This is a genomic window from Naumannella huperziae (assembly GCF_054073625.1).
In genome coordinates this window covers 1,733,802-1,754,206 of sequence record NZ_JBSXPH010000001.1, presented here as the reverse complement: position 1 = coordinate 1,754,206, position 20,405 = coordinate 1,733,802, and the positions used below count along the sequence as shown (strand labels likewise).

Genomic DNA, 20,405 nt, shown 5'->3' with positions numbered 1-20,405 from the left:
GAGAATCCGGCCTGCCACGATCGGTGACACTACGCCATCGATGCGTCCGGGTGAAGGGTGGGTCTCAGTCGGCGAGCCGGGCCATCGCAGCGTCGGCCCGGCGCGTCGCGCGCAGGCCGGCCCGCTGTTCGGCCGCATCGAGCCGGCCGAGGACGGCGGCAGCGGCCGAACTGCGGGGGTGGTCGCGGACCAGCTCGGCCAGCAGGCGCCGCGCGGCGGCGGCGTCCCGGGCCTCGCCGAGGTGGTCCTGCACCCGTTCCGCCCGGCGGGCGAGCTTGTGCCGCCCCGTTGCCTCGGCGGCGTAGCGGGCCCGCCTGGCGGCCTTGCGGACCCGATGCCGGGCGTCGTCGCGCTCTGCCGGGGGCGCCTGTGCGGCGGCCGCGATCCGTTTCCGCACCCGGGCCCGGTACGCCCTGGCCGGCGCCGGCCCGGCGTCCTCGGGGGGGTTGTGCTCGAGCGCCGCCAGCAGTGCGGCGTACCGCCGACCGCGCAGGGCCCGGTCGGCGCGGCGCAGGCCAACGGCCAGGTCGGCCTCCAGCCGCGCGCCGAGCAGCCGCCGCGCCGGCGCGAGGTCCAGCGGGCCGGCATCGGGGTCCTCGGCCTCGGCGGCGAGCCGGGCGGCGAGGCGTTCGCGCAGCACCTGGGCGTCTCGCGCCGGGCCGAGTTCGCGGCCGAGCCAGCGCAGCTCGTCGATCAGGTCCGGGCGCTCCTCACGCAGCCGCCGCGCGCTGGTGCGCAGGTCGTGGATGCCCTCGGGATCGCCGTCGCGGTACGCGCGGTCGGCCGCCCGCAGCCTCGTTGCCGCCTCCATCGGGTCATTGTGCACGGCCAGCCCGGTCGATCCGGGTCGATTCACCGCAGAACGCGATCTCCGAGCCCACCCGGGCGCCGCCCTAGGGTGGGACCATGCCCCGCACCCCGCGCGCGAGCGCGCTCGCCCTCGACCTCGGGGCGGTGCGGCGACCGGAGGCGCTGGTGGACGCGATCATGCGCGAGATCGCCCGCGGCCGGCTCGGGCCGGGCGACCCGCTGCCGTCGACGCGGGCGCTGGCGGCCCGACTCGGGGTGTCACGCGCGGGCGTCGTGTCCGCCTACGAGGCACTGGCGGCCTCCGGCGTGATCGACGTCCGCGCGGGATCCGGTGCCACGGTCGCGATCGAACCGCAGGCCGCCGCCGCGCTGACCGAACCCGCCCTGGCGGTGCGCCGCCGGGAGCGGCTCGAGCCGCCGCCCGGGAGTCGGCGGCGGCCCGAGCTGACGGGCATCCGGCACAACCTGCTGCCGGGCGCGCCGGACCCGCGGCTGGTCGATGTCCGCGACTGGCGGCGCGCGTGGCGCCGCGCCACGCAGGGCGTACCGCCCGTGCTCGCCTACTGGCCCGCCGAACATCCCGAGCTGGCGGCCGCGCTCGCCACCCAGCTTCGGCGTACCCGACAGATCGCGACGACGCCGGACGAGATCGTGATCTTCCCCGGCGTGAACGCGGCGGTCCAGGCCGTGCTGGCGGCGCTGCGGCCACATCTCGCCGCGATCGAGGATCCCGGCTATCCGGCGGTCCGCGCCGCCCTGGCGCCGGCGGTGGAACAGTTGCGGATGATCGGCATCGACGAACACGGGCTGCGGACCGACGAGCTGACCGACGAGGACCTGGTCTATGTCACGCCGGCGCACCAGTTCCCGCTCGGCGCCCGGATGTCGACGGCCCGCCGGGAGGCGTTGCTGCGCTGGGCCGAGCGGAGATCGGCGGTGATCATCGAGGACGACTTCGACGGCGAGTACCGGCACGAGTCCGCACCGCTCGGGCCGTTGCGCTCGACCGCCCGCGGCGCCGACTGCGTGATCTACATCGGCACGGCGTCGAAGATCCTCACCCCGCACCTGCGGCTGGCCTGGGCCGTGCTGCCTACCTGGCTGGCCGACGCGGTCCGGGCAGCCGCGGTCACGCTGCGCGCCGACGCCAGCCGGCTGGCCAGCCTGGCGCTGGCGGAGCTGATCAACTCCGGCGCGCTCACCCGCCATCTCGCCCGCGCCCAGCGCACCTATGCCGCGCGCCGCCGGCGGCTGGTCGAGGCGCTGGCCACGCGATTGCCCGATCTGCACGTGATCGGGGTCGATGCCGGGATCCACGTCGCCGCACTGCTGCCGGACGGGATCGACGATGCCGAGGTCGCGGCCCGCTGCCTGGCGCGCGGCGTCGCGGTGGCGGCCCTGTCGGACCATGCGGTACGCCATCGGCGCAGCGGGCTGTTGCTCGGGTACGCCCAGCTCGCCGAGACGGCTGCCGCCGACGCCGTCGAGCGGATCGCCGCCGCGCTGGAATCGGCGGGTACGCCGGGCAGCGCCTAGGCTCGGCGCCATGACACCGCGCAGCCTGTTCCGGACCGTGGCGATTGCGGAGGCGATCACCTGGACGCTGTTGATCATCGGACTGGTGCTGCGCGGGCTCGGGGTGACCGATCTCGGCGTGCGGATCGGCGGCGGCGTGCACGGGTTCGCGTTCTTGTGCTACGTCTGCTCGACCGTCTTCGTGGGCCTGAACCAGCGCTGGCGTGCCGGGACCCTGGCGCTCGGCATCGGCGCGGCCTTCGTGCCCTGGCTGACCATCCCCTTCGAGCGTTGGCTGGAGCGCCGCGATGATCTTGCCGGCGGCTGGCGGACCGGCGGGGATGCCGGCCGCTTCCGAACCTGGGTGATCGGTCACCCGGTCCCGGCGCTGTTGATCACGTTGATCGGGGTGGCCGCGGTGTTCGGCTTCCTGCTCTGGCTCGGGCCACCGTCGGGCTGGTCGACCCGCTTCGGCTGAGTTCGGCGAATCAGCTCACCTGCGATGCGGCGATCCGCTCGCGCAGCCCGGCGATGATCATCGCCAGGCCGAAGTCCATCAGCACCTGGGGATCGGCGCCGGCATAGGCCGTCGCCGCGGCCTCACCGACCCGGGAGGCGAGCGGATAGTCCCCGGCGCGCGCGGCCATCGCCGCACCCAGCGCGGGCCCGAGACGCTCGGCCCACTCCCGGCGGGTGTGCTCGCCCCATTCCTCGGTGGTCATCGCGCGCTGCTTCGGATCGGATCGCTCGGCGAGATACCAGCTCGCCGATGCGGAGACGTGGCTGTTCACCAGAGCTATCGCCGAGTCCATGTCGACATCGGTCAGGCCGATCCCCTCGACCGCGCCCAGCTCGTGCTCGTACTTGCCGACCAGGCCGGGACCCATCGCCTGACCACCGGGCTCGGCCTGGGCCCGCCAGGGATGCCGCATGATCGACTTCCAGTTGCGCTCGGCGACGAAGCGCAGCCGGTCCGGCCACTCGCCCGCATCGCGGGGCAGGCGGCCGTCGGCATAGATCTCGCCGAGCACGGCGTCGTTCATCAGCGCCCACAGCTCCGGTTTGCCGGGCACGTGGGTGTAGAGCGACATGGTGCCGACGCCGAGGATCTCGGCGACGGCACGCATCGTCACCGCTCCGGCGCCATGCACATCGGCCAGCCCGACCGCCGCGCTGGTGATCGCGCCGATGCTCAGCCCGGTCCGGCTGGCGCGGTCCCGCGGTCGCCACATCAGCGGGATCAGGCGGGCCTGATCGGGCGCGGGATCCGGGGTCATGGGGCCATCGTGCCATCGGCGGCCAGCAGCTCGAGGCACACGGCCAGGTGCCGCGCGCCCGTGATCATGGCCCGCGACCGCTCGAACAAGACCTCGCGTCGCCGCTCCAGCGTCGCCTGCAGCGCCGGCGTACCGCCCGCCCGGCGGAGCTCGGCGATCACCGGGGAGATCGCGTCGAACAGGTAACCCGACCGGCGCAGCAGTTGCACCGCCCGGGCATCGCGCACATCGCCCGGGCCATAGCGCCGATACCCGGTCCCTCGCTCGCGCGCGGGCGACAGCAGACCCGCCGACTCCCACACCCGCAGGGCGGAGGTACGCACCCCGAGACGGCGGGCGAGGTCGCCGATCGCCAGCGAGTTGTCGTCCGGCACCTGACCGGCCCCCGCCGGGTCGGCCGCGAGTGCCGCCAGCGCGTCGGCGAGCTCGGCCAGGGCCACCCGCTCGTCGTGCAGCGCCCCGTGCCCCGCGTCGATCCGCTCCAGCACCGCCGCGATCTCGCCGCGCCACAGCGGGACGAGCGCCGCCACCGCACCACTCGCACCCATCCCGCCCGCGAGTGCCGTGTAGGCGCGCAGCGCGGCCAGGTGTTGCGGGCCGTAGCGACGGTGCCCGCCCGCGCTGCGCCGGACCGGGGGCAGCACGCCGAGGTCCTCCAGCCGGCGTACCTGCTGGGTCGAGACGCCGGCGGCGCGCGCCAGTTCGATCGGCCGGACCGCACCTCCGACTCCACCCGGCATGAAATCTCTCCCCCAACGATCGCGCGCCCGTCAAGAACTCGACGCTCCGAAATTTACACTTGTACTTCAATGATAGATTTGAATCACCGAAATCCCGCAGGAACCCAGCGACCCAGCGTCGCCCAACAGCTCTTGAATTGTTCCGTACAATGTACGGTATCCTGTACACCCCCTCCATTCGACAGGAGTGTCATGTCCCGATCCGCCGTGCCCCGATCCGTCACCCCTCGATCCGTCGGCCCCGAGCCGGACATCGCGATCCGCACCGAACAACTCACCAAGACCTATCCCGGGAAGCGCCGGCAGGCGCCGGTGACCGCCCTGGCTGGCCTCGACCTGATCGTCCCGGCGGGCACGGTGCACGGCCTGCTCGGCCACAACGGGGCCGGCAAGTCCACCACCGTGCGGATCCTCGCGACTCTGCTGTCCCCGACCTCGGGCAGCGCCCGCGTCGCCGGGCATGACGTGGGGGCCGACCCGGCCGCGGTCCGGTCGTCGATCGGTCTGGTCGGGCAGTACGCCGCGGTCGACGAACCGCTGACCGGCCGCGACAACCTGCTGCTGTTCGGCCGCCTGGCCGGCCTCTCGCCCGCCGGGGCCCGCGCCCGCGCCGGCGAGCTGCTGGAGCAGTTCCGGCTGACCGAGGCGGCAGCACGCCCGGTCTCCGGTTACTCCGGCGGCATGCGACGCCGGCTGGACCTGGCGGCCAGCCTGCTGACCACCCCGCCCGTGCTGTTCGTCGACGAGCCGACCACCGGGCTCGATCCGGCCGGTCGCCGCGACGTCTGGTCCGCGGTCGCCGAGCTGGCGCAGGCCGGCACCACCGTGCTGTTGACCACCCAGTACCTCGAGGAGGCCGATCGGCTCGCCGACGCGATCACCATCCTGCGCGATGGCGCCGTGGCCGCGGAGGGTACGCCGGACCAGCTCAAGGCCGAACTCGGCGGCGACCGCGCCGAGATCACCTTCACCGACCCCGAGATCACGGATCGGGCGCTCGCCGCGCTTGCCCACGCCGAGCGCGGCGACGAGCCCGGCGTGGTGCGGGTGCCGATCGCCGACTCCACGCGCGACCTGATCCGGATCTGCAGCACCCTCGACGCCGAGCGGCTCGAACCCGACACCCTCCAGTTGCGCCACGCCACCCTCGACGACGTCTTCCTCACCCACACCGCCAGCGAAGGAGCCGACCGATGATCTCCGACACCCTCGTGATGACCCGCCGCACGATGATGTACTGGCGGACCAATCCCATGCAGTTGATCATGGCCGCCGCGTTCCCGCTGCTGATGTTGTTGATGATGGGCGGCATGTTCGGCGGCGCGATCGCCGGGGACGTGGTCACCTACCTGAACCCCCTGCTGCCGGGGTTGTTGACCATGACCACCTTCTTCGGTCTGTCCACGACCATGTACATCGTCGTCAATGACGCGGAGAAGGGCGTCACCGACCGGTTCCGGTCGCTGCCGATCAACGCCTCGTCGATCATCGGCGGCCGGGTGCTCGCCGACCTGTTGCTGATCACCATCAGCCTGGTCGTGATGAGCGTCGTCGGGGTGCTCTTCGGCTGGCGACCGGGCGCGCCCTGGTGGTCGATGCTGGCGGCGTACGGCCTGCTGTTGCTGCTCGGGCTCGCGGTGACCTGGCTCGGCATCGGGATCGCCCTGCGCGGCGGCGAGGGTGTGGTGCAGGCCAGCTATGTGCTGGTCTGGCCGTTCGTCTTCGTCTCCTCGATCTTCGTGGATCCGGCGACGATGCCGGCCTGGCTGGGCGCGATCGCGGCCTGGAATCCGCTGTCGGCGACGGCGAACGCGGTGCGGGTGCTGACCGGCTCACCGGTCTGGTCGGACGCCTCGCTCCCGGCCACCCAGCCGGTGTTGTTCTCGGTTGCCTGGTCGCTGCTGATCCTGGCGATCGCCGTGCCGCTGACCGCGCGCGCCTACCGCGGGCTGTCGCGCTGACGGGCCGGGTCCGCGCCGCCGGTCAGGCGGCGCGGGCCCGGAATCCTCTCAGCCGCTGGCTGTTGGCCACGACGAACACCGAGGAGAAGGCCATCGCCGCCCCGGCCAGCATCGGGTTCAGCAGCCCGGCGGCCGCCAGCGGCAGGGCTGCGACGTTGTAGGCGAAGGCCCAGAACAGGTTCGTCCGGATCGTGCCCAGCGTCCGGCGGGACAGCCGGATCGCGTCGGCCGCCGCGCGCAGGTCGCCGCGGACCAGCGTCAGGTCGGAGGCCTCGATGGCGGCATCGGTGCCGGTGCCCATCGCCAGGCCGAGGTCCGCGCGGGCGAGCGCCGCCGCGTCGTTCACCCCGTCGCCGACCATCGCGACCGAGCGGCCCTCGTCCTGCAGCCGGCGCACGGCATCGACCTTGCCCGCCGGCAGCACCTGCGCGATCACCCGCTCGGGGTCGATCCCGACCTCGGCCGCCACGGCCGCCGCCACCTCGGCACTGTCACCGGTGAGCAGCACCGGGGTCAGGCCCAGCGCACGGAACTGGGCGATGGCGTCGGCCGAGGTGGGTCGGACCGCGTCGGCCACGACGAGCACCCCGCGCGGCCGGCCGTTCCAGCCGACCACGACCGCCGTCCGTCCGCGCCGGCCCGCGGCCCCCACCGCCTCGGTCAGCTCGTCGGCCAGCGGCGCCTCGTCGATCATCCCGGGCCGGCCCACGGTGACCTCGCGCGCGTCCCCGTGCTCGCGGACCTCGCCGCGCACCCCGAGACCCGCCAGACTGGAGAAACTGTGCACGGCGGGCAGGTCGCCGAACCGCTCGACGGCAGCGGCGGCGATCGCCCGGGCGATCGGATGCTCGGAGGCATCCTCCACCGCACCGGCCAGCCGCAACACCTCATCGGGGTCCTCGCCGTCGGCGGCGATCACGTCGAGCAGCGCCATCCGTCCGGTGGTCACGGTGCCGGTCTTGTCCAGCACGACGGTGTCCACCCGGCGGGTGGTCTCGAGCACCTCGGGCCCCTTGATCAGGATGCCGAGCTGGGCACCGCGACCGGTGCCGATCATCAGCGCCATCGGCGTGGCCAGGCCGAGCGCGCACGGGCAGGCGACGATCAGCACCGCCACGGCGGCGGTGAAGGCCGTCGTCAGCGACCCGCCCGTCCCGACCCAGAAACCGAAAGTGGCCAGGGCGAGCAGGACCACGATCGGGACGAAGATGCCCGAGACCTTGTCGGCCAGCCGCTGGGCCGCGGTCTTTCCGGTCTGCGCGTCCTCGACCAGCCGCGCCATCTGCGCGAGCTGGGTGTCCGCGCCGACCCGGGTCGCCTCGACCACCAGCCGACCGCCCGCGTTCACGGTCGCGCCGACCACGGCATCGCCGGGACCGACCTCCACGGGCACGGACTCGCCGGTGATCATCGAGGCATCGACGGCCGAGGCGCCCTCGACGATCTCGCCGTCGGTGGCGATCTTCTCGCCCGGCCGGACGACGAACCGATCGCCGACGGCGAGCTGCTCGACGCCGATCCGGAGCTCGCGACCGTCGCGCAGGACAGAGACCTCCTTGACGCCGAGCTCGAGCAGCGCCCGCAGGGCGGTGCCGGCGCGGCGCTTCGAGCGCGCCTCGAAGTAGCGGCCGAGCAGGATGAAGGTGATCACGCCCGCGCCGACCTCGAGATAGATGTTGTCGGCGCCGTCCCCGCGGGCGACCGTCAGCTCGAACGAGTGGGTCATCCCGGGTATCCCGGCGGTGCCGAGGAGGAGCGCGTACAACGACCACAACAATGCAGCGCTGGTGCCCATCGAGATCAGCGTGTCCATCGTCGCCGTGCCGTGCCGCAGGTTGGCCCAGGCCGCCTTGTGGAACGGCCAGCCGCCCCAGACGATCACCGGCGCGGCCAGCGTCAGCGAGAGCCACTGCCAGTAGGTGAACTGCAATGCCGGGATCATCGCCATCGCGATCACCGGGAGGCTGAGCAGCGCGCAGATGATCACCCGGTCGCGCAGCGCGCGGACCGGCGCGTCCTCGTCGGCGCCGGGGGTGTCGTCGGCGCGGTCGCGACGCACCAGGCGCGCGGTGTAGCCGGCCTGCCGCACGGCCGTGATCAACGCGCGCGGATCGAGGCCCGCGTCATGGCTGACCTTCGCCTTCTCCGTCGCGTAGTTCACCGTCGCACTGACGCCGTCGAGCCGGTTCAGCCGGCGCTCGATCCGGTTGGCGCACGACGCGCAGGTCATGCCTCCGATCACCAGCTCGACCTCGGCCCGTGGAGCGCGGGTCAGCTCGCCCGGCACGCTCACCGTCCGCCCCCGATCACTCGGCGTCGGCCAGGTCGTAGCCGGCCTCGCCGACCGCGGCCCGGATGCCGTCGGTCGGCACGGGCTGGTCACTGAGGACGGTGAGCCGGCCGGAGGCCAGGTCGACCTCGACGCCGGTGACACCCCCGACCCGACCGACCTCCCGCGACACCGATGCCGCGCAGTGCTCGCAGGTCATCCCGGTGACGGTGTAGTCCGCGGTGCCCATCGTCTCGCCTCCCGTGTGATTGCCGGCCTGGATACCCCTCGAGGGTAATCAATCGTTGGCGCCGAATATACCCCCCTACGGTATTTTTGCAAGACGTTCGCGACCCGATCCGGATCCCCGGCAGACTTGCGCAGGTGATCGTCACCGCGTTGAACCTGCACCCCGTCAAGAGCGCCGCGATCCGACCCGTCGACGCCGCCACGGTCGGCCCCGCCGGGCTGCGCGGCGACCGAGAGTGGATGGTGGTGGACGAGGCCGGGCAGGCGATCACGGCGCGCGAACTGCCGGCGCTGTTCACGATCGTCGCCGACACCCCGCAGACCGACCCCGCGTGCGGCGCCGCGCTGCGGCTGTCCGCGCCCGGAGCCGGGACGCTGGAGCTCGCCGAGGCTGCCGCTGCACACCAGCTCACCGTCCGGCTGTTCACGCGGCCGGCCTGGCAGGCACTGCGGGTCGGCGCCGAGGCGGACGCCTGGCTGTGCGAGGCGCTGCGCCGTCCCGATGTGCACCTGGTGCACTGCCACGACCCGCGACAGCGCACCCTGAACCCCGAGTACAGCCGGCCGGGCGATCACGCCGCGTTCCAGGACGGTTACCCGGTGACCGTGCTGGGCGAGGCATCGGTGCGGCAGGTCGACGCCTGGGTCGCCGAGCGCCGCGCCGAACTGGACGAGCCGGCCGGCTCGCCCATCACGCCACAGCGCTTCCGGCCCAATGTCGTGGTGGCCGGCGGCGAACCGTTCGAGGAGGACGCCTGGACACAGGTGCGACTCGGCGGAACGCGGCTGCGGGGGGTGAAGTCGGTCGACCGCTGCGTGATGACCACCATCGACCCGGACACCCGGGAGAAGGGCAAGGAGCCGATCCGTAGCCTCGCCCGGCACCGGCGTTGGGACGGCCGGACCTGGCTCGCCCGGCACCTGATCCCCGAACAGCCCGGCACCATCCGGGTGGGCGACCCGGTCGAGGTGCTTGCCCGGTCAGGCGGCTGAGCAACAACCCGACCGGCGAGCGTCGTCGCCACCGGCGAACTGCGTGCGGTGCAGTTCGGCGTACCGGCCGCCGCGGGCCAGCAGTGAGGCGTGATCACCGCGCTCGACGATCCGGCCGGCCTCGACGACCAGGATCTCGTCGGCGGCCCGGATGGTCGACAGCCGGTGCGCGATGACCAGCGAGGTACGCCCGGCCAGCGCCTCCGCAAGCGCCGCCTGCACGGCAGCCTCCGAGGTCGCATCGAGCGAGGCCGTCGCCTCGTCCAGGATCACCACCTGCGGCCGGGCCAGCAGCAGGCGGGCGATCGCCAGCCGCTGCCGCTCGCCGCCCGACAACCGATAGCCGCGCTCCCCCACCACGGTGTCGAGGCCGTCGGGCAACGCCCGGACCACCTCGGCGAGCCGGGCCCGGCCCAGCGCGTCCCACAGGTCGTCATCGGTCGCCTCGGGGTACGCCAGACGCAGGTTCTCCGCCAGCGAGGCATGGAACAGGTGGCCGTCCTGGGTGACCATGCCGATGGTCTGCTTGATCGAGACGGCGCTGAGCTCGCGGACATCGACGCCGCCGAGGCGTACCGCCCCGGAGTCGGTGTCGTAGAGGCGCGCGGCGAGCTGGGCGATGGTGGACTTGCCCGCCCCGGAGGAGCCAACCAGCGCGATCATCCGACCCGGTGCCGCGGTGAACGACACGTCGTGCAACACATCCTCCCCGCCGCGCTGGTCGAGCACGGCGACCTCCTCCAGGGAGGCCAGCGACACCTTGCCCGCGGCAGGATAGGCGAAGGTGACGTCGTCGAACTCGAGGCCGACCCCGTTGCCCGAAGCGTCGTCCGCGGGCACCGCGCGCGCATCCGGCGCATCCGTGATCAGCGGCTCCAGGTCGAGGACCTCGAAGACCCGCTCGAAACTGACCAGCGCGCTCATCAGGTCGACGCGGGCGCCGGCCAGGGCGGTCAGCGGGGCGTACAACCGGGTGAGCAACAGCGCCAGCGCGACCACATCGCCCGCCTGCAACTGGCCGGCCACCGCGAACACCCCGCCGAGCCCGTAGACCAGCGCCAGCGCGAGCGCCGAGACCAGCGTCAGCGCATTGGTGAAGGTCGCCTGCAGCATCGCCGTGTGCACCCCGATGTCGCGCACCCGACCGGCGCGCACCCCGAACTCCGCCGACTCCCGCTCGGGACGGCCGAACAACTTGATCAACGTCGCGCCGGGTGCGGAGAACCGCTCGGTCATCTGCGAGGTCATCACCGCGTTGTGGTTGGCCGCCTCCCTGGATTGTCGCGCCAGCCGCGCCCCCATCCGACGGGCCGGGATCACGAAGATCGGCAACAGCACCAGGCTGAGCAGCGTGATCTGCCAGGAGATGCCGAGCATCACGACCAGCGTCAGGATCAGCGTGACCAGATTGCTGACCACCCCGGACAGCGTCCCGCTGAACGCGCGCTGGGCGCCGATCACATCGGAGTTCAACCGGCTGACCAGGGCCCCCGTGCGGGTCCGGGTGAAGAAGGCGATCGGCATCCGCTGGACATGATCGAACACCACGGTACGCAGATCGAAGATCAGCCCCTCACCGATCCGCGCCGAGAGCCAGCGGCCGAGCAGGTTCAGCCCGGCCTCGGCGAGCGCGATCGCCGCGATCGCCACCGCGAGGGTGATCACCAGCGCCGTCGGGCCGCCCGCGGTGATCGCATCGACCACCCGGCCGGCCAGCACCGGGGTCGCGACCGCCGTCGCGGCCGTCGCGATGCCGACCACGAGGAAGGCGATCAGCGCGCCGCGGTGCGGCCGGGCGAAGCCACCGATCCGCCGCACCGTCGCGGCCGAGAACGGCCGCCGGTCCGACTGGGCGTGCATCGCGTTGTACAACGAGTTCCACGCCGTGACATCCATGCTCATGTCGCCCACGCTATGCCCTGCACCGCGGTTGAGGTCCAACGGGAATTGCGCACCTCACCAGCGCGGCCGCGGGTTACGCTGCGGCCATGCACGACCGCCCCACAACCGGCCAGGCCGCGATGTCGACACGCCCGGTCCGGCTCAGCCGCATCGCCGAACAGATGACCGCCAGCACCATCCGGGAGATCCTCAAGGTCACCCAGCGCCCCGACATCATCTCCTTCGCCGGCGGGCTTCCGGCACCGGAGCTGTTCCCGCTCGAGGAGGTGCGCGCGGCCACCGGCGCCGTGCTGGACCGCTACGGGCCCGCGGCGCTGCAGTACTCGACCACGGAGGGACACCCGCCGCTGCGCGCCTGGCTGGGCGATCGCGCCGGCGTACCCGCGCAGAACGTGCAGATCGTCAGCGGCAGCCAGCAGGGCCTGGACCTGTTGGGCCGGGTGCTGCTCGACCCGGGCGACCTGGTGGCCGTGGAGAATCCGACCTATCTCGGCGCGCTGCAGGCGCTGCGGCCCTACGGCGCACGGTTCGTCGCGGTCCCCACCGATGACGACGGCATCTCCCCCGACGGGCTGGACGCGCTGCTCGCCGAGCAGCCGGTCAGGCTGCTGTACGCCATCCCGACCTTCCAGAATCCGACCGGCCGCACGCTGTCGCGCGAACGCCGCGAGGCCCTGCTGGACGTCGCCGAACGGCACGATCTGTTGATCATCGAGGACGGCCCCTATTCCGACCTCAGGTTCCGCGGTCAGGCACAGCCGTCGCTGTTCGAGCTGGCCCTGGCACGGGCCGGCGGGGACATCGAGTCGGTACGCGTGATCTCGCTGGGCACCTTCTCCAAGACGCTCGTCCCCGGCCTGCGCGATGCCTGGGTGCTCGCCCCCGGCGCGGTGATCGACAAGCTGGTGCAGGCCAAGCAGGGGGCCGACCTGCATTCCCCCACGCTGAACCAGATGATCATCGCCGAGCTGGTCGAGGAGGTGTTGCCGAGGCAGATCGCGCGGGTCCGCGAGGCCTACGGGCAGCGCTGCGCCGCGATGCTGGCGGCGCTGGCCGAACGGTCACCGGCCGGCGTGCACTGGACCCGGCCGGAGGGCGGCATGTTCTTGTGGCTGACCCTGCCCGAGGGCCTCGACGCCGAGAAGCTGTTGATCTCCGCGGTCGAGGCCGGTGTCGCCTTCGTGCCCGGCGCGTCGTTCTTCGCCGCGCCCGGGGAGGGCGCCAACACGATGCGGCTGAGCTACGTGACGGTGCCCGAGGATCGGATCCGCGCGGGTGTCGGGGTGCTCGCGGACCTGATCGATCAGCGCCGGTAGCGCTCCACGAAGTTGCCGATCAGGCGGCCCGAGTTGGCCGGCGAGGCCAGCGCCGCGTCGATCAGCTCCTCGGCCCGCTCCGGCGGGTAGTAGCCCGCATCGCGATAGAAGTCGATCCGGCGGGCGAAGGCCGGCCCGTCCAGCTCCGGATGGAACTGGGTGGCATAGCCATTCGCGCCGTACCTGAACAGTTGCACGGGACAGGCCTCGCCGCGGGCCAGCAGGACGGCCCCCTCCGGCAGCGCGCTGACCGCCTCCTTGTGCCCGACGAAGGCCCGGAAGATCGGCGCCAGCCCGGCACACACCGGGTCCGCGCGGCCGTCGGCGGTCAGCGTCACCGTCACCTCATTGGTGATCTCGGCGAAGCGGCGGTCGATCGTTGCGCCGAGCAGCCGCCCGAGCGTACCCACCCCGTAACAGACGCCGAGGAACGGGAAGTCGTGCGCGACCACCCGGCGCAACAGGCTGCCGAGCTCGGTCTCCACGCGCAGCTGGGTGGGCGACTTGCGATCATCGGGATCCGAGGCGTTGAACGGGCTACCGGCCAGGATGAAACCCGAGACCTCGGCCAGCTCGAAGCCCGGCAGCGGGTCGCGCTCCAGCCGGACCCGGACCAGCTCGTCGGCGGCCAGGCCACCCATCGACAGGTAGGAGGCGTACTCGTCGTCGGCGGCCTCGTCGTGATCACGCGTCGCGAGCAACACGAAGGGCCGCATCAAAAGCCCAGCCGGTTCAGGTACTTGGGGTCGCGCTGCCAGTCCTTGAGCACCTTCACCCGCAGGTCCAGGTGCACCGGCGTGCCGAGCAGGCGGGTGATCTGGGCCCGGGCGGCGGCCCCGACCTCACGCAGCCGGGATCCCTTGTGGCCGATCATGATCCCCTTCTGCGAGTCCCGCTCGACGATCAGGTTGGCGTAGATGTCGAGCAGCGGGCGATCCTCGGCACGGCCCGGTCGCAGTCCCATCTCCTCGACGGTGACCACGATCGAGTGCGGCAGCTCGTCGCGTACCCCCTCCAACGCGGCCTCGCGGATCAGCTCGGCGACCAGGGTCTCCGACGGCTCGTCGGTGATCTCCCCGTCCGGGTAGTACGCCGGCCCGGCGGGCAGCTCGTCGATGATCAGATCGGCCAGCCGGTCGAGATTGTTCCCGTCGGTGGCCGAGACCGGCACGATGTGGGCAAAGGTGAGCCCGAGCTCGGCCTGCAGCGCGTCGATCGCCGACAGGTGCTCGATCATCCGTTCGGGGCCGACCAGATCGGCCTTGGTGGCGATCGCGATCAGGGTGGGTACGCGGTCCAGCTCGGCGAGCTGGCCGAGCAGGTAGCGGTCCCCCGGGCCGATCCGCTGGTCGGCGGGCAGGCAGACGCCGACCACGTCGACCTCGCTCCAGGTGTCGCGGACGACATCGTTCAACCGCTCGCCGAGCAGCGTGCGGGGCCGATGCAGACCGGGGGTGTCGATCAGCACGAGCTGGGCTGCGGGCCGGCTGACGATGCCGCGTACCGCATGCCGGGTGGTCTGCGGCTTGGACGAGGTGATCGCGATCTTGGAGCCGACCAGCGCATTGGTCAGCGTGGACTTGCCGGCATTGGGCCGACCGACGAAGCAGGCGAAACCGGACCTGAAGTCCGGGCCCGACTGACCGGGGTTCGACTGATCGGGGTTCGACTGATCGGGGGCACCCATCAGTCCACCGCCGCCTCGGCATCGGCGTCTTCCAGCTCGGCATCGGTGAGCCGGCGGACCAGCACCGTGTGCACGCGATTGCGCCGCCCGGTGGGTTGCTCGGCCTCCAGCTCCAGACCGGCCACCCGCACCACCGATCCGGCCAGTGGCACCTTGCCCAGTTCCTTGCCCATCAGCCCTCCGACCGTCTCGACGTCTTCGTCGGCATCGGTGTGCACCCCGAACTCGCTGTCCAGCTCGTCCAGGCCTAGCCGCATCGTCACCCGGACGCGACCATCGTCCAGCCGGGTGATCGGCGCGACCTCGCCGATGTCGTACTCGTCGACGATCTCGCCGACGATCTCCTCCAGGATGTCCTCGATGGTGGCGAGGCCGGCGGTGCCGCCGTACTCATCGACCGCGATCACAATATGGGTACGCGTGGCCTGCATCTCACGCAGCAGCGCGTCGACGTGCTTGGACTCCGGCACGAACGTGGCCGGCCGGGCGATCTCGGCCACCGGCCGGCCCTGCGCCGCGGCCGCGTTGAACACCTCGCGGACCAGGTCCTTGAGATAGACGATGCCCACCACATCGTCGACCCCGCCGTCGCCGATCACCGGGATCCGGCTGTAGCCGGAGCGCAGCGCCAGCGAGACCGCCTGCCGCAGCGTCTTGTGCTGCTCGATCCAGACCATGTCGGGGCGCGGCACCATCACCTCGCGGACGACGGTGTCACCGAGCTCGAAGACCGAGTGGATCATCTCCTGCTCGCCGGCCTCGATCACCTCCGAGGAGCGGGCGATGTCGAGCAACTGGCGCAGCTCGTCCTCGTTCACGAACGGCCCGTCGGAATAGCCGCGGCCCGGAGTCAGGGCATTCCCGATCATGATCATCAACTTGGGCAGCGGGCCGAGGATCGCGGTGATCACCCGCACCGGTGCGGCGACGGCGCGGGCGATCCGGCCGGCGTGCTGGCGCCCGAGGGTACGCGGGGCCACTCCCCAGGCGATGAACGAGACGACCACCATCGCCGCCACCGTGATCACCAGGCGTACCCAGTCGGCACCGAAGAAGTCGGAGACGACGAGCGTGACCAGCACCACCGACGAGATCTCGCAGATGATCCGGACGAGCAGGATGGTGTTCAGGAAGGGGGCGGGATCGCGGGAGATGATCAACAGGCTGCCGGCACCCCGGCGGCCCTCGTCCAGCGCCCCGGCCGCCCGCTCGGGGGTGATCACCCGCAGGGCCTGGTCGGCGACCGCCAGGATTCCGACGAGGACGGTCAGGACCAGGGCGATGACCACCATCGCCAGTTGGGCGCCGTTCATCGCGCGGCGCGGTGATCCGCGAGCAGGCGGTCCTTCAGCCCGAACATCTCGGCCCGTTCGGCGTCGGTGGCGTGGTCATAGCCGAGCAGGTGCAGCAGCCCGTGCACCAGCAGGTACTCGGTCTCGCCGGCGACATCGCGCCCGCGCTCGGCCGCCTGTTCGGCGATCACCTCCGGACAGATCACGATGTCGCCGAGCAGCCCCTCCGGCGGCTCCTCGTCGTCGCGCGGCGGCCGCAGCTCGTCCATCGGGAAGCTCAGCACGTCGGTCGGTCCCGGCTCGCCCATGAACCGCTCGTGGTAGCCGCTCATCGTGTCGGCGTCGACGAACACGATCGACAGCTCGGCCTGCGGATGGATCCGCAGGGCGTCCAGGCAGTAGCCGGCGAGCGCGATCAGTCCGCGTTCGTCGACCTCGGAGGAGGACTCGTTGGTCAGGTCGATGCTCACGCGCCGCCCCTGGCGACGCCGCGGGCGGCCTCGCGCCGCGCCGCACGGTTGCCGGGCAGCTCACGCGAGGTGTCGGAGAGGGATTCGAACCGGTCGTAGGCGGCGACGATCCGGCCGACCAGCTTGTGGCGTACCACGTCGTGATTGGTCAACCGGCAGAAGGCGATGTCCTCGACGCCGTCCAGGATCCCCTCGACCGCGCGCAGGCCGGAGCGCTGGCCGCCGGGCAGGTCGACCTGGGTGACGTCACCGGTGACCACCATCTTGGCGCCGAAGCCGAGCCGGGTGAGGAACATCTTCATCTGCTCCATCGACGTGTTCTGCGCCTCGTCGAGGATGATGAACGCGTCGTTCAGCGTGCGGCCGCGCATGTAGGCCAGCGGCGCGACCTCGATCGTCCCGGCGGTCAGCAGGCGCGGGATCGAGTCGGGTTCGACCATGTCGTGCAGCGCGTCGTAGAGCGGGCGCAGGTAGGGATCGATCTTGTCGCTCAGCGTGCCGGGCAGGAAGCCCAGCCGCTCGCCGGCCTCCACCGCGGGCCGGGTCAGGATGATCCGGTTGATCTCCTTGTTCTGCAGCGCCTGCACGGCCTTTGCCATCGCCAGATAGGTCTTGCCGGTGCCGGCCGGGCCGATCCCGAAGACGACGGTGTGCTGGTCGATGGCGTCCACATAACGCTTCTGGTTCAGCGTCTTCGGCCGGATCGTCTTGCCGCGATTGGACAAGATGTTCTGGGTCAGCACCTCCGCCGGGCTCGCCTCAGCGCTGCGCATCATCGCGATGATCCGCTCGACGGCGTCGGCGGTCAGGCCCTGGCCGGTGCGGATCACGGCGACCATCTCGTTCAGCACGTCCTCGCCGAGCGCGAGGGCGTCGGGGTCGCCGGTCAGGGTGATCTCGTTGCCCCGGGCATGCACATCGGCATCCAGTTCGCGTTCGAGGGTACGCAGGAACTCATCTGCCGGGCCGAGCACCGTGACCATGTCGATCGACGGCGGAACGACGATCTGCCGGCTGCCGCCGGGCTGGCGCGCGGTGGTTGTGGTGGTGTCGGGTGTGATGGGAGTCCTCCGGTGGCTGGGTCCGGCGCGGGGCCGGCTGCGCGCAATTCTATCCGCCGCGACCGCCTCGTCCACCGGCTTCGATGGGTGCGATGACGTGGCCGCGACCGCCGCCGGCGGGCGCTAGCCTTGGCGGCCATGAGCACGCCGGAGCCCCGGGCGACGACCCGCCGCCCCCGGGCCGAGCTGCTGGGCTGGAGCGCGGGCTGGGTGGCCGCGATCTGCGCGCTCGCCCTCGCGGCGCCCCTCGGCGCCGCGCCGCTGCTGTCCGGGCTGGTGATCGCCGCCGGGTCGCTCGCGCTGCTCTGGGGCCCCTCGGCCCGGCTCCCGCTCGGGCTCGGGTGGGCCAACCGGGTGACGCTGGTCCGGGCGGTACTGGTCAGTTGTGTCGCGATGCTCGCCGCCTATGTGATCGCCGACTCCGCGCGGGTGTCGGTGCTGTTGCTGGCCACGGGCGCGCTCGCGGTCGTCCTGGACGGGGTGGACGGCGCGGTGGCGCGGCGCACCGGATCGGCGAGCGATCTCGGCGCCCGCTTCGACATGGAGCTGGATGCGCTGCTGATCGCGGTGCTGTCGGTCCTGGCCGCGCGCGAGTACGGCGGCTGGGTGCTTGCGATCGGCGCCGCGCGCTATGTCTTTGCCGCCGCCGGCCTCGGCTGGCCGTGGCTGCGCCGGCCACTGCCCTACAGCCTGGCCCGGCGCGTGATCGCGGCCGCGCAGCCGATCACCCTGCTGGTCGCGCTGAGCGGGCTGGCACCCGCGCCGGTCGGCACCGGCGCGCTGCTGGTCGCGTTGGCCGCCCTCGCCTGGTCCTTCGGCCGCGACCTGCGCTGGTTGCGCCGCAACCGCTGAACGCCCCCCCGCTCGATTGTTTCCGTAGTTATGCCCGCTCCGAGCCCCGGATGGCGGCATCACCTGCGGAAGGAACGCGACCCGCGACGCTCTCCACCGCGCGATGCGGTACGCCGAGGCGGGCGAGGCCCCGATCTCCTCGTGAGCTCTCGCCGCCTGGGACCACGTCCGGGGGGCGATAACTGACGACACGACTCGGAGAACGAGGGCCCGTCAGTTGGATGGCCGTCGTCAGTGCTCGTCCACGATGTGCATGGCGGCCTCCTCGGCGCTCGCCGCGCCGCCGGCCAGACCGACATCGGTGCCGAGGACCTCGGACTCGACGTCCTCGCCGTCCACCGTCTCCGCATCGACCAGCCGGCCGGCGCGCTGGTTGCCGACCTCGGGATCGTTGATCGAATCGGACCCGCGGGGATCGTCGAACTCCTCGGCCTCCTCCCGACCCTCCAGCAGGTCACCGGTGCCGGGATTGTTGGCGCCCCATTCCTGCTCCGGCGTACCCTCACCGCCGTAGCTGCCCGGCCCGACATCGGGATTCTCCTGACGCAGGCGCATGTCGAGCGACTCGCCCTGCTCGGCCTCGGCGGCCGTGTTCCCGTACCCCTCGCCGGCCGACCACTGGTCGGGCGCGATGTAGCCCTCGTCCAGCGGATCCTCGACCCCACGATCGATCAGCGAATCGTCCTCCGAAAGCTGGTCGAGCTGCTCGGACTCGTCGGGAACCTGCTCGTACTGATCGTTCTGCTCGCTCATGGCCCCACCCTGCCACGATGCCCCCGGCCCGGTGCAGGATGACGCCATGAGCCAGCCCCCTGGACCGCCGCGGACCTTCGCCACCTACACCGAGATGGCCGCGGCGGAGCCGTACCTGCTCGCCGGGCACATGTTCGGCTACGCCTTCGCCCAGCGCTACCTGATCACCGACGGCGAGCTCGACCCGCTGTTTCGCGCGCTGTGCGCGGAACCGGCAGAGTCGGGCTTCCTGGGACTGGGGACGCGGGAGTCGCCGCCGGTCGAGGTCGCCAAGAACCGGGTGCTGCTGATCTGGGAACAGGCGCTCGCCGCCTGTCGGAAGTTCTCGCTGACGGGGGGTGATCACCAGCGCCTGATCGAGCAGGTGATCTGCCTGGACAGCGGATTGCTGAACCTGTCGCCGCAGGCCCGAGCCGAGCATTTCCGCGGCCGGGCCGCGGGCGCGGGGCAGCCGTTGCGCTGAGGATTCGCCACCCGCGAGGCGATCCTGCGAACATTTCGCCGTGACCCAGACAGAGCCCGCGCGGGCGAACTTCGCGCAGCCTCGCAGCAGTCACTTCATGGGGCTGCTCGCGCTGTTCATCGCGGTGATGTTGATCAGCAACGTGGTGGTGACCAAGGGGGTGTTGTTGTTCCCCCAGTTGCAGTTCGATCTCGGGCCGCTGCAGGTCCGCGGGATCGTCACCGACGGCGCGTTCTTCCTGTTCCCGCTGGCCTATGTGCTTGGCGACGTGATCAGCGAGGTCTACGGCTTTCGCACCATGCGCCGGGTGATCATGCTCGGCTTCGGGTCCCTGCTGCTGATGACGGTGTGCTTCTGGCTGACGCTGCAGCTTCCGGGCGCGCCGTTCTGGGACAACCAGGCGGCGCTGGAGTCGGTGATCGGCGTGGTGCCGCAGTTCGTGGCGGCGGGCCTGGCCGGCTACCTGTGCGGGGAGTTCCTGAACTCGTTCGTGCTGGTGAAGCTGAAGGAGCGCACGGGCGAGCGTTCGCTGTGGGCCCGCGTGCTGGGCTCCAGCGTCGTCGGCCAGGCGGTCGACACCACCGTGTTCTGCGCGATCGCCGCCACCGGCCTCGGGATCGCCACCGTCTCGGACTTCCTGAACTATGTGATCGTCGGCTTCGTCTGGAAGCTCGCCGTCGAGGCAGGTCTGCTGCCGGTGACCTACGGCGTGACCGGCTGGCTGAAGCGCGCGGAGCCCAGCTACGGCAAGGTCACCGCACCGTCCTGACGCTCGCGGGCCTGGGCATCCCGGCC

At 71.9% G+C, this 20,405-nt stretch carries 21 protein-coding genes; 9 read left to right on the top strand and 12 right to left on the bottom strand.

Annotated elements, in window-relative coordinates; genetic code table 11:
• Positions 1-64 precede the first annotated feature (64 nt).
• Complete coding sequence (locus tag ACXDC7_RS08430; RefSeq protein ID WP_459221840.1) at positions 65-856, bottom strand: CHAD domain-containing protein; 792 nt, start codon at positions 854-856, stop codon at positions 65-67.
• 50 nt (positions 857-906) lie between these two features.
• On the opposite strand from ACXDC7_RS08430, the gene pdxR reads away from it, so the two are divergent.
• Together pdxR and ACXDC7_RS08420 are read left to right on the top strand one after the other, a co-directional pair.
• Positions 907-2,346 carry a MocR-like pyridoxine biosynthesis transcription factor PdxR gene (gene pdxR, locus ACXDC7_RS08425; RefSeq protein WP_459221839.1) on the top strand — a complete coding sequence of 480 codons (1,440 nt, stop codon included), beginning with the start codon at positions 907-909 and terminating at the stop codon, positions 2,344-2,346.
• A gap of 10 nt (positions 2,347-2,356) precedes the next feature.
• Positions 2,357-2,803 (top strand): DUF3817 domain-containing protein, encoded by a 447-nt coding sequence (locus tag ACXDC7_RS08420; protein ID WP_459221838.1) that lies wholly within the window; start codon positions 2,357-2,359, stop codon positions 2,801-2,803.
• Between the two features lie 10 nt (positions 2,804-2,813).
• Here ACXDC7_RS08420 and ACXDC7_RS08415 read toward each other — a convergent pair whose 3' ends face one another.
• Positions 2,814-3,602, bottom strand: a complete 789-nt coding sequence (locus ACXDC7_RS08415) for a TetR/AcrR family transcriptional regulator (protein WP_459221837.1) — start codon at positions 3,600-3,602, stop codon at positions 2,814-2,816.
• Positions 3,599-4,342 carry a MerR family transcriptional regulator gene (locus ACXDC7_RS08410; protein WP_459221836.1) on the bottom strand — a complete coding sequence of 248 codons (744 nt, stop codon included), beginning with the start codon at positions 4,340-4,342 and terminating at the stop codon, positions 3,599-3,601. Before ACXDC7_RS08410 ends, ACXDC7_RS08415 begins: the two co-directional genes overlap by 4 nt.
• Positions 4,343-4,534: 192 nt before the next feature.
• Between ACXDC7_RS08410 and ACXDC7_RS08405 the strand changes: the two genes are divergently transcribed.
• Together ACXDC7_RS08405 and ACXDC7_RS08400 are read left to right on the top strand one after the other, a co-directional pair.
• Complete coding sequence (locus ACXDC7_RS08405; RefSeq protein ID WP_459221835.1) at positions 4,535-5,539, top strand: ATP-binding cassette domain-containing protein; 1,005 nt, start codon at positions 4,535-4,537, stop codon at positions 5,537-5,539.
• The gene (locus ACXDC7_RS08400; protein ID WP_459221834.1) at positions 5,536-6,303 is read left to right on the top strand and encodes an ABC transporter permease; all 768 of its coding nucleotides are present in this window, start codon (positions 5,536-5,538) and stop codon (positions 6,301-6,303) included. Before ACXDC7_RS08405 ends, ACXDC7_RS08400 begins: the two co-directional genes overlap by 4 nt.
• A 22-nt stretch (positions 6,304-6,325) precedes the next feature.
• On the opposite strand, the gene ACXDC7_RS08395 is transcribed toward ACXDC7_RS08400, so the two are convergent.
• Together ACXDC7_RS08395 and ACXDC7_RS08390 are read right to left on the bottom strand one after the other, a co-directional pair.
• The gene (locus ACXDC7_RS08395; RefSeq protein WP_459222813.1) at positions 6,326-8,533 is read right to left on the bottom strand and encodes a heavy metal translocating P-type ATPase; all 2,208 of its coding nucleotides are present in this window, start codon (positions 8,531-8,533) and stop codon (positions 6,326-6,328) included.
• 76 nt (positions 8,534-8,609) lie between these two features.
• On the bottom strand, positions 8,610-8,822 hold the full coding sequence (locus ACXDC7_RS08390) for a heavy-metal-associated domain-containing protein (RefSeq protein WP_179443966.1): 213 nt from the start codon (positions 8,820-8,822) through the stop codon (positions 8,610-8,612).
• A gap of 134 nt (positions 8,823-8,956) precedes the next feature.
• On the opposite strand from ACXDC7_RS08390, the gene ACXDC7_RS08385 reads away from it, so the two are divergent.
• Positions 8,957-9,814 (top strand): MOSC domain-containing protein, encoded by an 858-nt coding sequence (locus tag ACXDC7_RS08385; protein ID WP_459221833.1) that lies wholly within the window; start codon positions 8,957-8,959, stop codon positions 9,812-9,814.
• On the opposite strand, the gene ACXDC7_RS08380 is transcribed toward ACXDC7_RS08385, so the two are convergent.
• Complete coding sequence (locus tag ACXDC7_RS08380) at positions 9,803-11,716, bottom strand: ABC transporter ATP-binding protein (RefSeq protein ID WP_459221832.1); 1,914 nt, start codon at positions 11,714-11,716, stop codon at positions 9,803-9,805. The two genes, ACXDC7_RS08385 and ACXDC7_RS08380, sit on opposite strands and share 12 nt — an antisense overlap.
• An 86-nt stretch (positions 11,717-11,802) precedes the next feature.
• On the opposite strand from ACXDC7_RS08380, the gene ACXDC7_RS08375 reads away from it, so the two are divergent.
• Positions 11,803-13,032 (top strand): aminotransferase-like domain-containing protein, encoded by a 1,230-nt coding sequence (locus ACXDC7_RS08375; protein WP_459221831.1) that lies wholly within the window; start codon positions 11,803-11,805, stop codon positions 13,030-13,032.
• Here ACXDC7_RS08375 and ACXDC7_RS08370 read toward each other — a convergent pair.
• The 5 genes from ACXDC7_RS08370 to ACXDC7_RS08350 are packed head-to-tail and all read right to left on the bottom strand — an operon-like array spanning position 13,020 to position 17,464.
• Positions 13,020-13,748, bottom strand: coding sequence for a glutamine amidotransferase (locus tag ACXDC7_RS08370; RefSeq protein ID WP_179443969.1), 729 nt, complete (start codon positions 13,746-13,748; stop codon positions 13,020-13,022). The genes ACXDC7_RS08375 and ACXDC7_RS08370 overlap by 13 nt on opposite strands.
• The gene (gene era, locus ACXDC7_RS08365; protein ID WP_459221830.1) at positions 13,748-14,719 is read right to left on the bottom strand and encodes a GTPase Era; all 972 of its coding nucleotides are present in this window, start codon (positions 14,717-14,719) and stop codon (positions 13,748-13,750) included. The genes ACXDC7_RS08370 and era overlap by 1 nt, the downstream gene beginning before the upstream one ends.
• Positions 14,719-16,032, bottom strand: coding sequence for a hemolysin family protein (locus ACXDC7_RS08360; RefSeq protein WP_179443971.1), 1,314 nt, complete (start codon positions 16,030-16,032; stop codon positions 14,719-14,721). The genes era and ACXDC7_RS08360 overlap by 1 nt, the downstream gene beginning before the upstream one ends.
• Complete coding sequence (gene ybeY / locus ACXDC7_RS08355) at positions 16,029-16,481, bottom strand: rRNA maturation RNase YbeY (protein WP_459221829.1); 453 nt, start codon at positions 16,479-16,481, stop codon at positions 16,029-16,031. Before ybeY ends, ACXDC7_RS08360 begins: the two co-directional genes overlap by 4 nt.
• Entirely contained in the window at positions 16,478-17,464 is a 987-nt protein-coding gene (locus tag ACXDC7_RS08350) for a PhoH family protein (RefSeq protein WP_459221828.1), read from the bottom strand. Before ACXDC7_RS08350 ends, ybeY begins: the two co-directional genes overlap by 4 nt.
• Positions 17,465-17,680: 216 nt before the next feature.
• On the opposite strand from ACXDC7_RS08350, the gene ACXDC7_RS08345 reads away from it, so the two are divergent.
• Positions 17,681-18,394 (top strand): CDP-alcohol phosphatidyltransferase family protein, encoded by a 714-nt coding sequence (locus tag ACXDC7_RS08345; RefSeq protein WP_459221827.1) that lies wholly within the window; start codon positions 17,681-17,683, stop codon positions 18,392-18,394.
• 231 nt (positions 18,395-18,625) lie between these two features.
• On the opposite strand, the gene ACXDC7_RS08340 is transcribed toward ACXDC7_RS08345, so the two are convergent.
• A complete protein-coding gene (locus ACXDC7_RS08340; RefSeq protein ID WP_179443975.1) occupies positions 18,626-19,147 on the bottom strand; it encodes a DUF5709 domain-containing protein in 522 nt (173 codons plus the stop codon).
• A gap of 46 nt (positions 19,148-19,193) precedes the next feature.
• Here ACXDC7_RS08340 and ACXDC7_RS08335 point away from each other — a divergent pair, with 46 nt between their 5' ends.
• Positions 19,194-19,610 carry a hypothetical protein gene (locus tag ACXDC7_RS08335; protein ID WP_179443976.1) on the top strand — a complete coding sequence of 139 codons (417 nt, stop codon included), beginning with the start codon at positions 19,194-19,196 and terminating at the stop codon, positions 19,608-19,610.
• A gap of 40 nt (positions 19,611-19,650) precedes the next feature.
• On the top strand, positions 19,651-20,379 hold the full coding sequence (locus ACXDC7_RS08330) for a queuosine precursor transporter (RefSeq protein WP_343045834.1): 729 nt from the start codon (positions 19,651-19,653) through the stop codon (positions 20,377-20,379).
• Positions 20,380-20,405 lie beyond the last annotated feature (26 nt).

Bases quoted from the DNA above. Each gene is read 5' to 3' on its own strand.
- pdxR (WP_459221839.1), top strand. From the start codon at position 907: ATGCCCCGCACCCCGCGCGCGAGCGCGCTCGCCCTCGACCTCGGGGCG.
- ACXDC7_RS08420 (WP_459221838.1), top strand. From the start codon at position 2,357: ATGACACCGCGCAGCCTGTTCCGGACCGTGGCGATTGCGGAGGCGATC.
- ACXDC7_RS08415 (WP_459221837.1), bottom strand. From the start codon at position 3,602: ATGACCCCGGATCCCGCGCCCGATCAGGCCCGCCTGATCCCGCTGATG.
- ACXDC7_RS08410 (WP_459221836.1), bottom strand. From the start codon at position 4,342: ATGCCGGGTGGAGTCGGAGGTGCGGTCCGGCCGATCGAACTGGCGCGC.
- ACXDC7_RS08405 (WP_459221835.1), top strand. From the start codon at position 4,535: ATGTCCCGATCCGCCGTGCCCCGATCCGTCACCCCTCGATCCGTCGGC.
- ACXDC7_RS08400 (WP_459221834.1), top strand. From the start codon at position 5,536: ATGATCTCCGACACCCTCGTGATGACCCGCCGCACGATGATGTACTGG.
- ACXDC7_RS08395 (WP_459222813.1), bottom strand. From the start codon at position 8,533: ATGACCTGCGCGTCGTGCGCCAACCGGATCGAGCGCCGGCTGAACCGG.
- ACXDC7_RS08390 (WP_179443966.1), bottom strand. From the start codon at position 8,822: ATGGGCACCGCGGACTACACCGTCACCGGGATGACCTGCGAGCACTGC.
- ACXDC7_RS08380 (WP_459221832.1), bottom strand. From the start codon at position 11,716: ATGAGCATGGATGTCACGGCGTGGAACTCGTTGTACAACGCGATGCAC.
- ACXDC7_RS08375 (WP_459221831.1), top strand. From the start codon at position 11,803: ATGCACGACCGCCCCACAACCGGCCAGGCCGCGATGTCGACACGCCCG.
- ACXDC7_RS08370 (WP_179443969.1), bottom strand. From the start codon at position 13,748: ATGCGGCCCTTCGTGTTGCTCGCGACGCGTGATCACGACGAGGCCGCC.
- era (WP_459221830.1), bottom strand. From the start codon at position 14,719: ATGGGTGCCCCCGATCAGTCGAACCCCGATCAGTCGAACCCCGGTCAG.
- ACXDC7_RS08360 (WP_179443971.1), bottom strand. From the start codon at position 16,032: ATGAACGGCGCCCAACTGGCGATGGTGGTCATCGCCCTGGTCCTGACC.
- ACXDC7_RS08350 (WP_459221828.1), bottom strand. From the start codon at position 17,464: ATGGTCACGGTGCTCGGCCCGGCAGATGAGTTCCTGCGTACCCTCGAA.
- ACXDC7_RS08345 (WP_459221827.1), top strand. From the start codon at position 17,681: ATGAGCACGCCGGAGCCCCGGGCGACGACCCGCCGCCCCCGGGCCGAG.
- ACXDC7_RS08340 (WP_179443975.1), bottom strand. From the start codon at position 19,147: ATGAGCGAGCAGAACGATCAGTACGAGCAGGTTCCCGACGAGTCCGAG.
- ACXDC7_RS08335 (WP_179443976.1), top strand. From the start codon at position 19,194: ATGAGCCAGCCCCCTGGACCGCCGCGGACCTTCGCCACCTACACCGAG.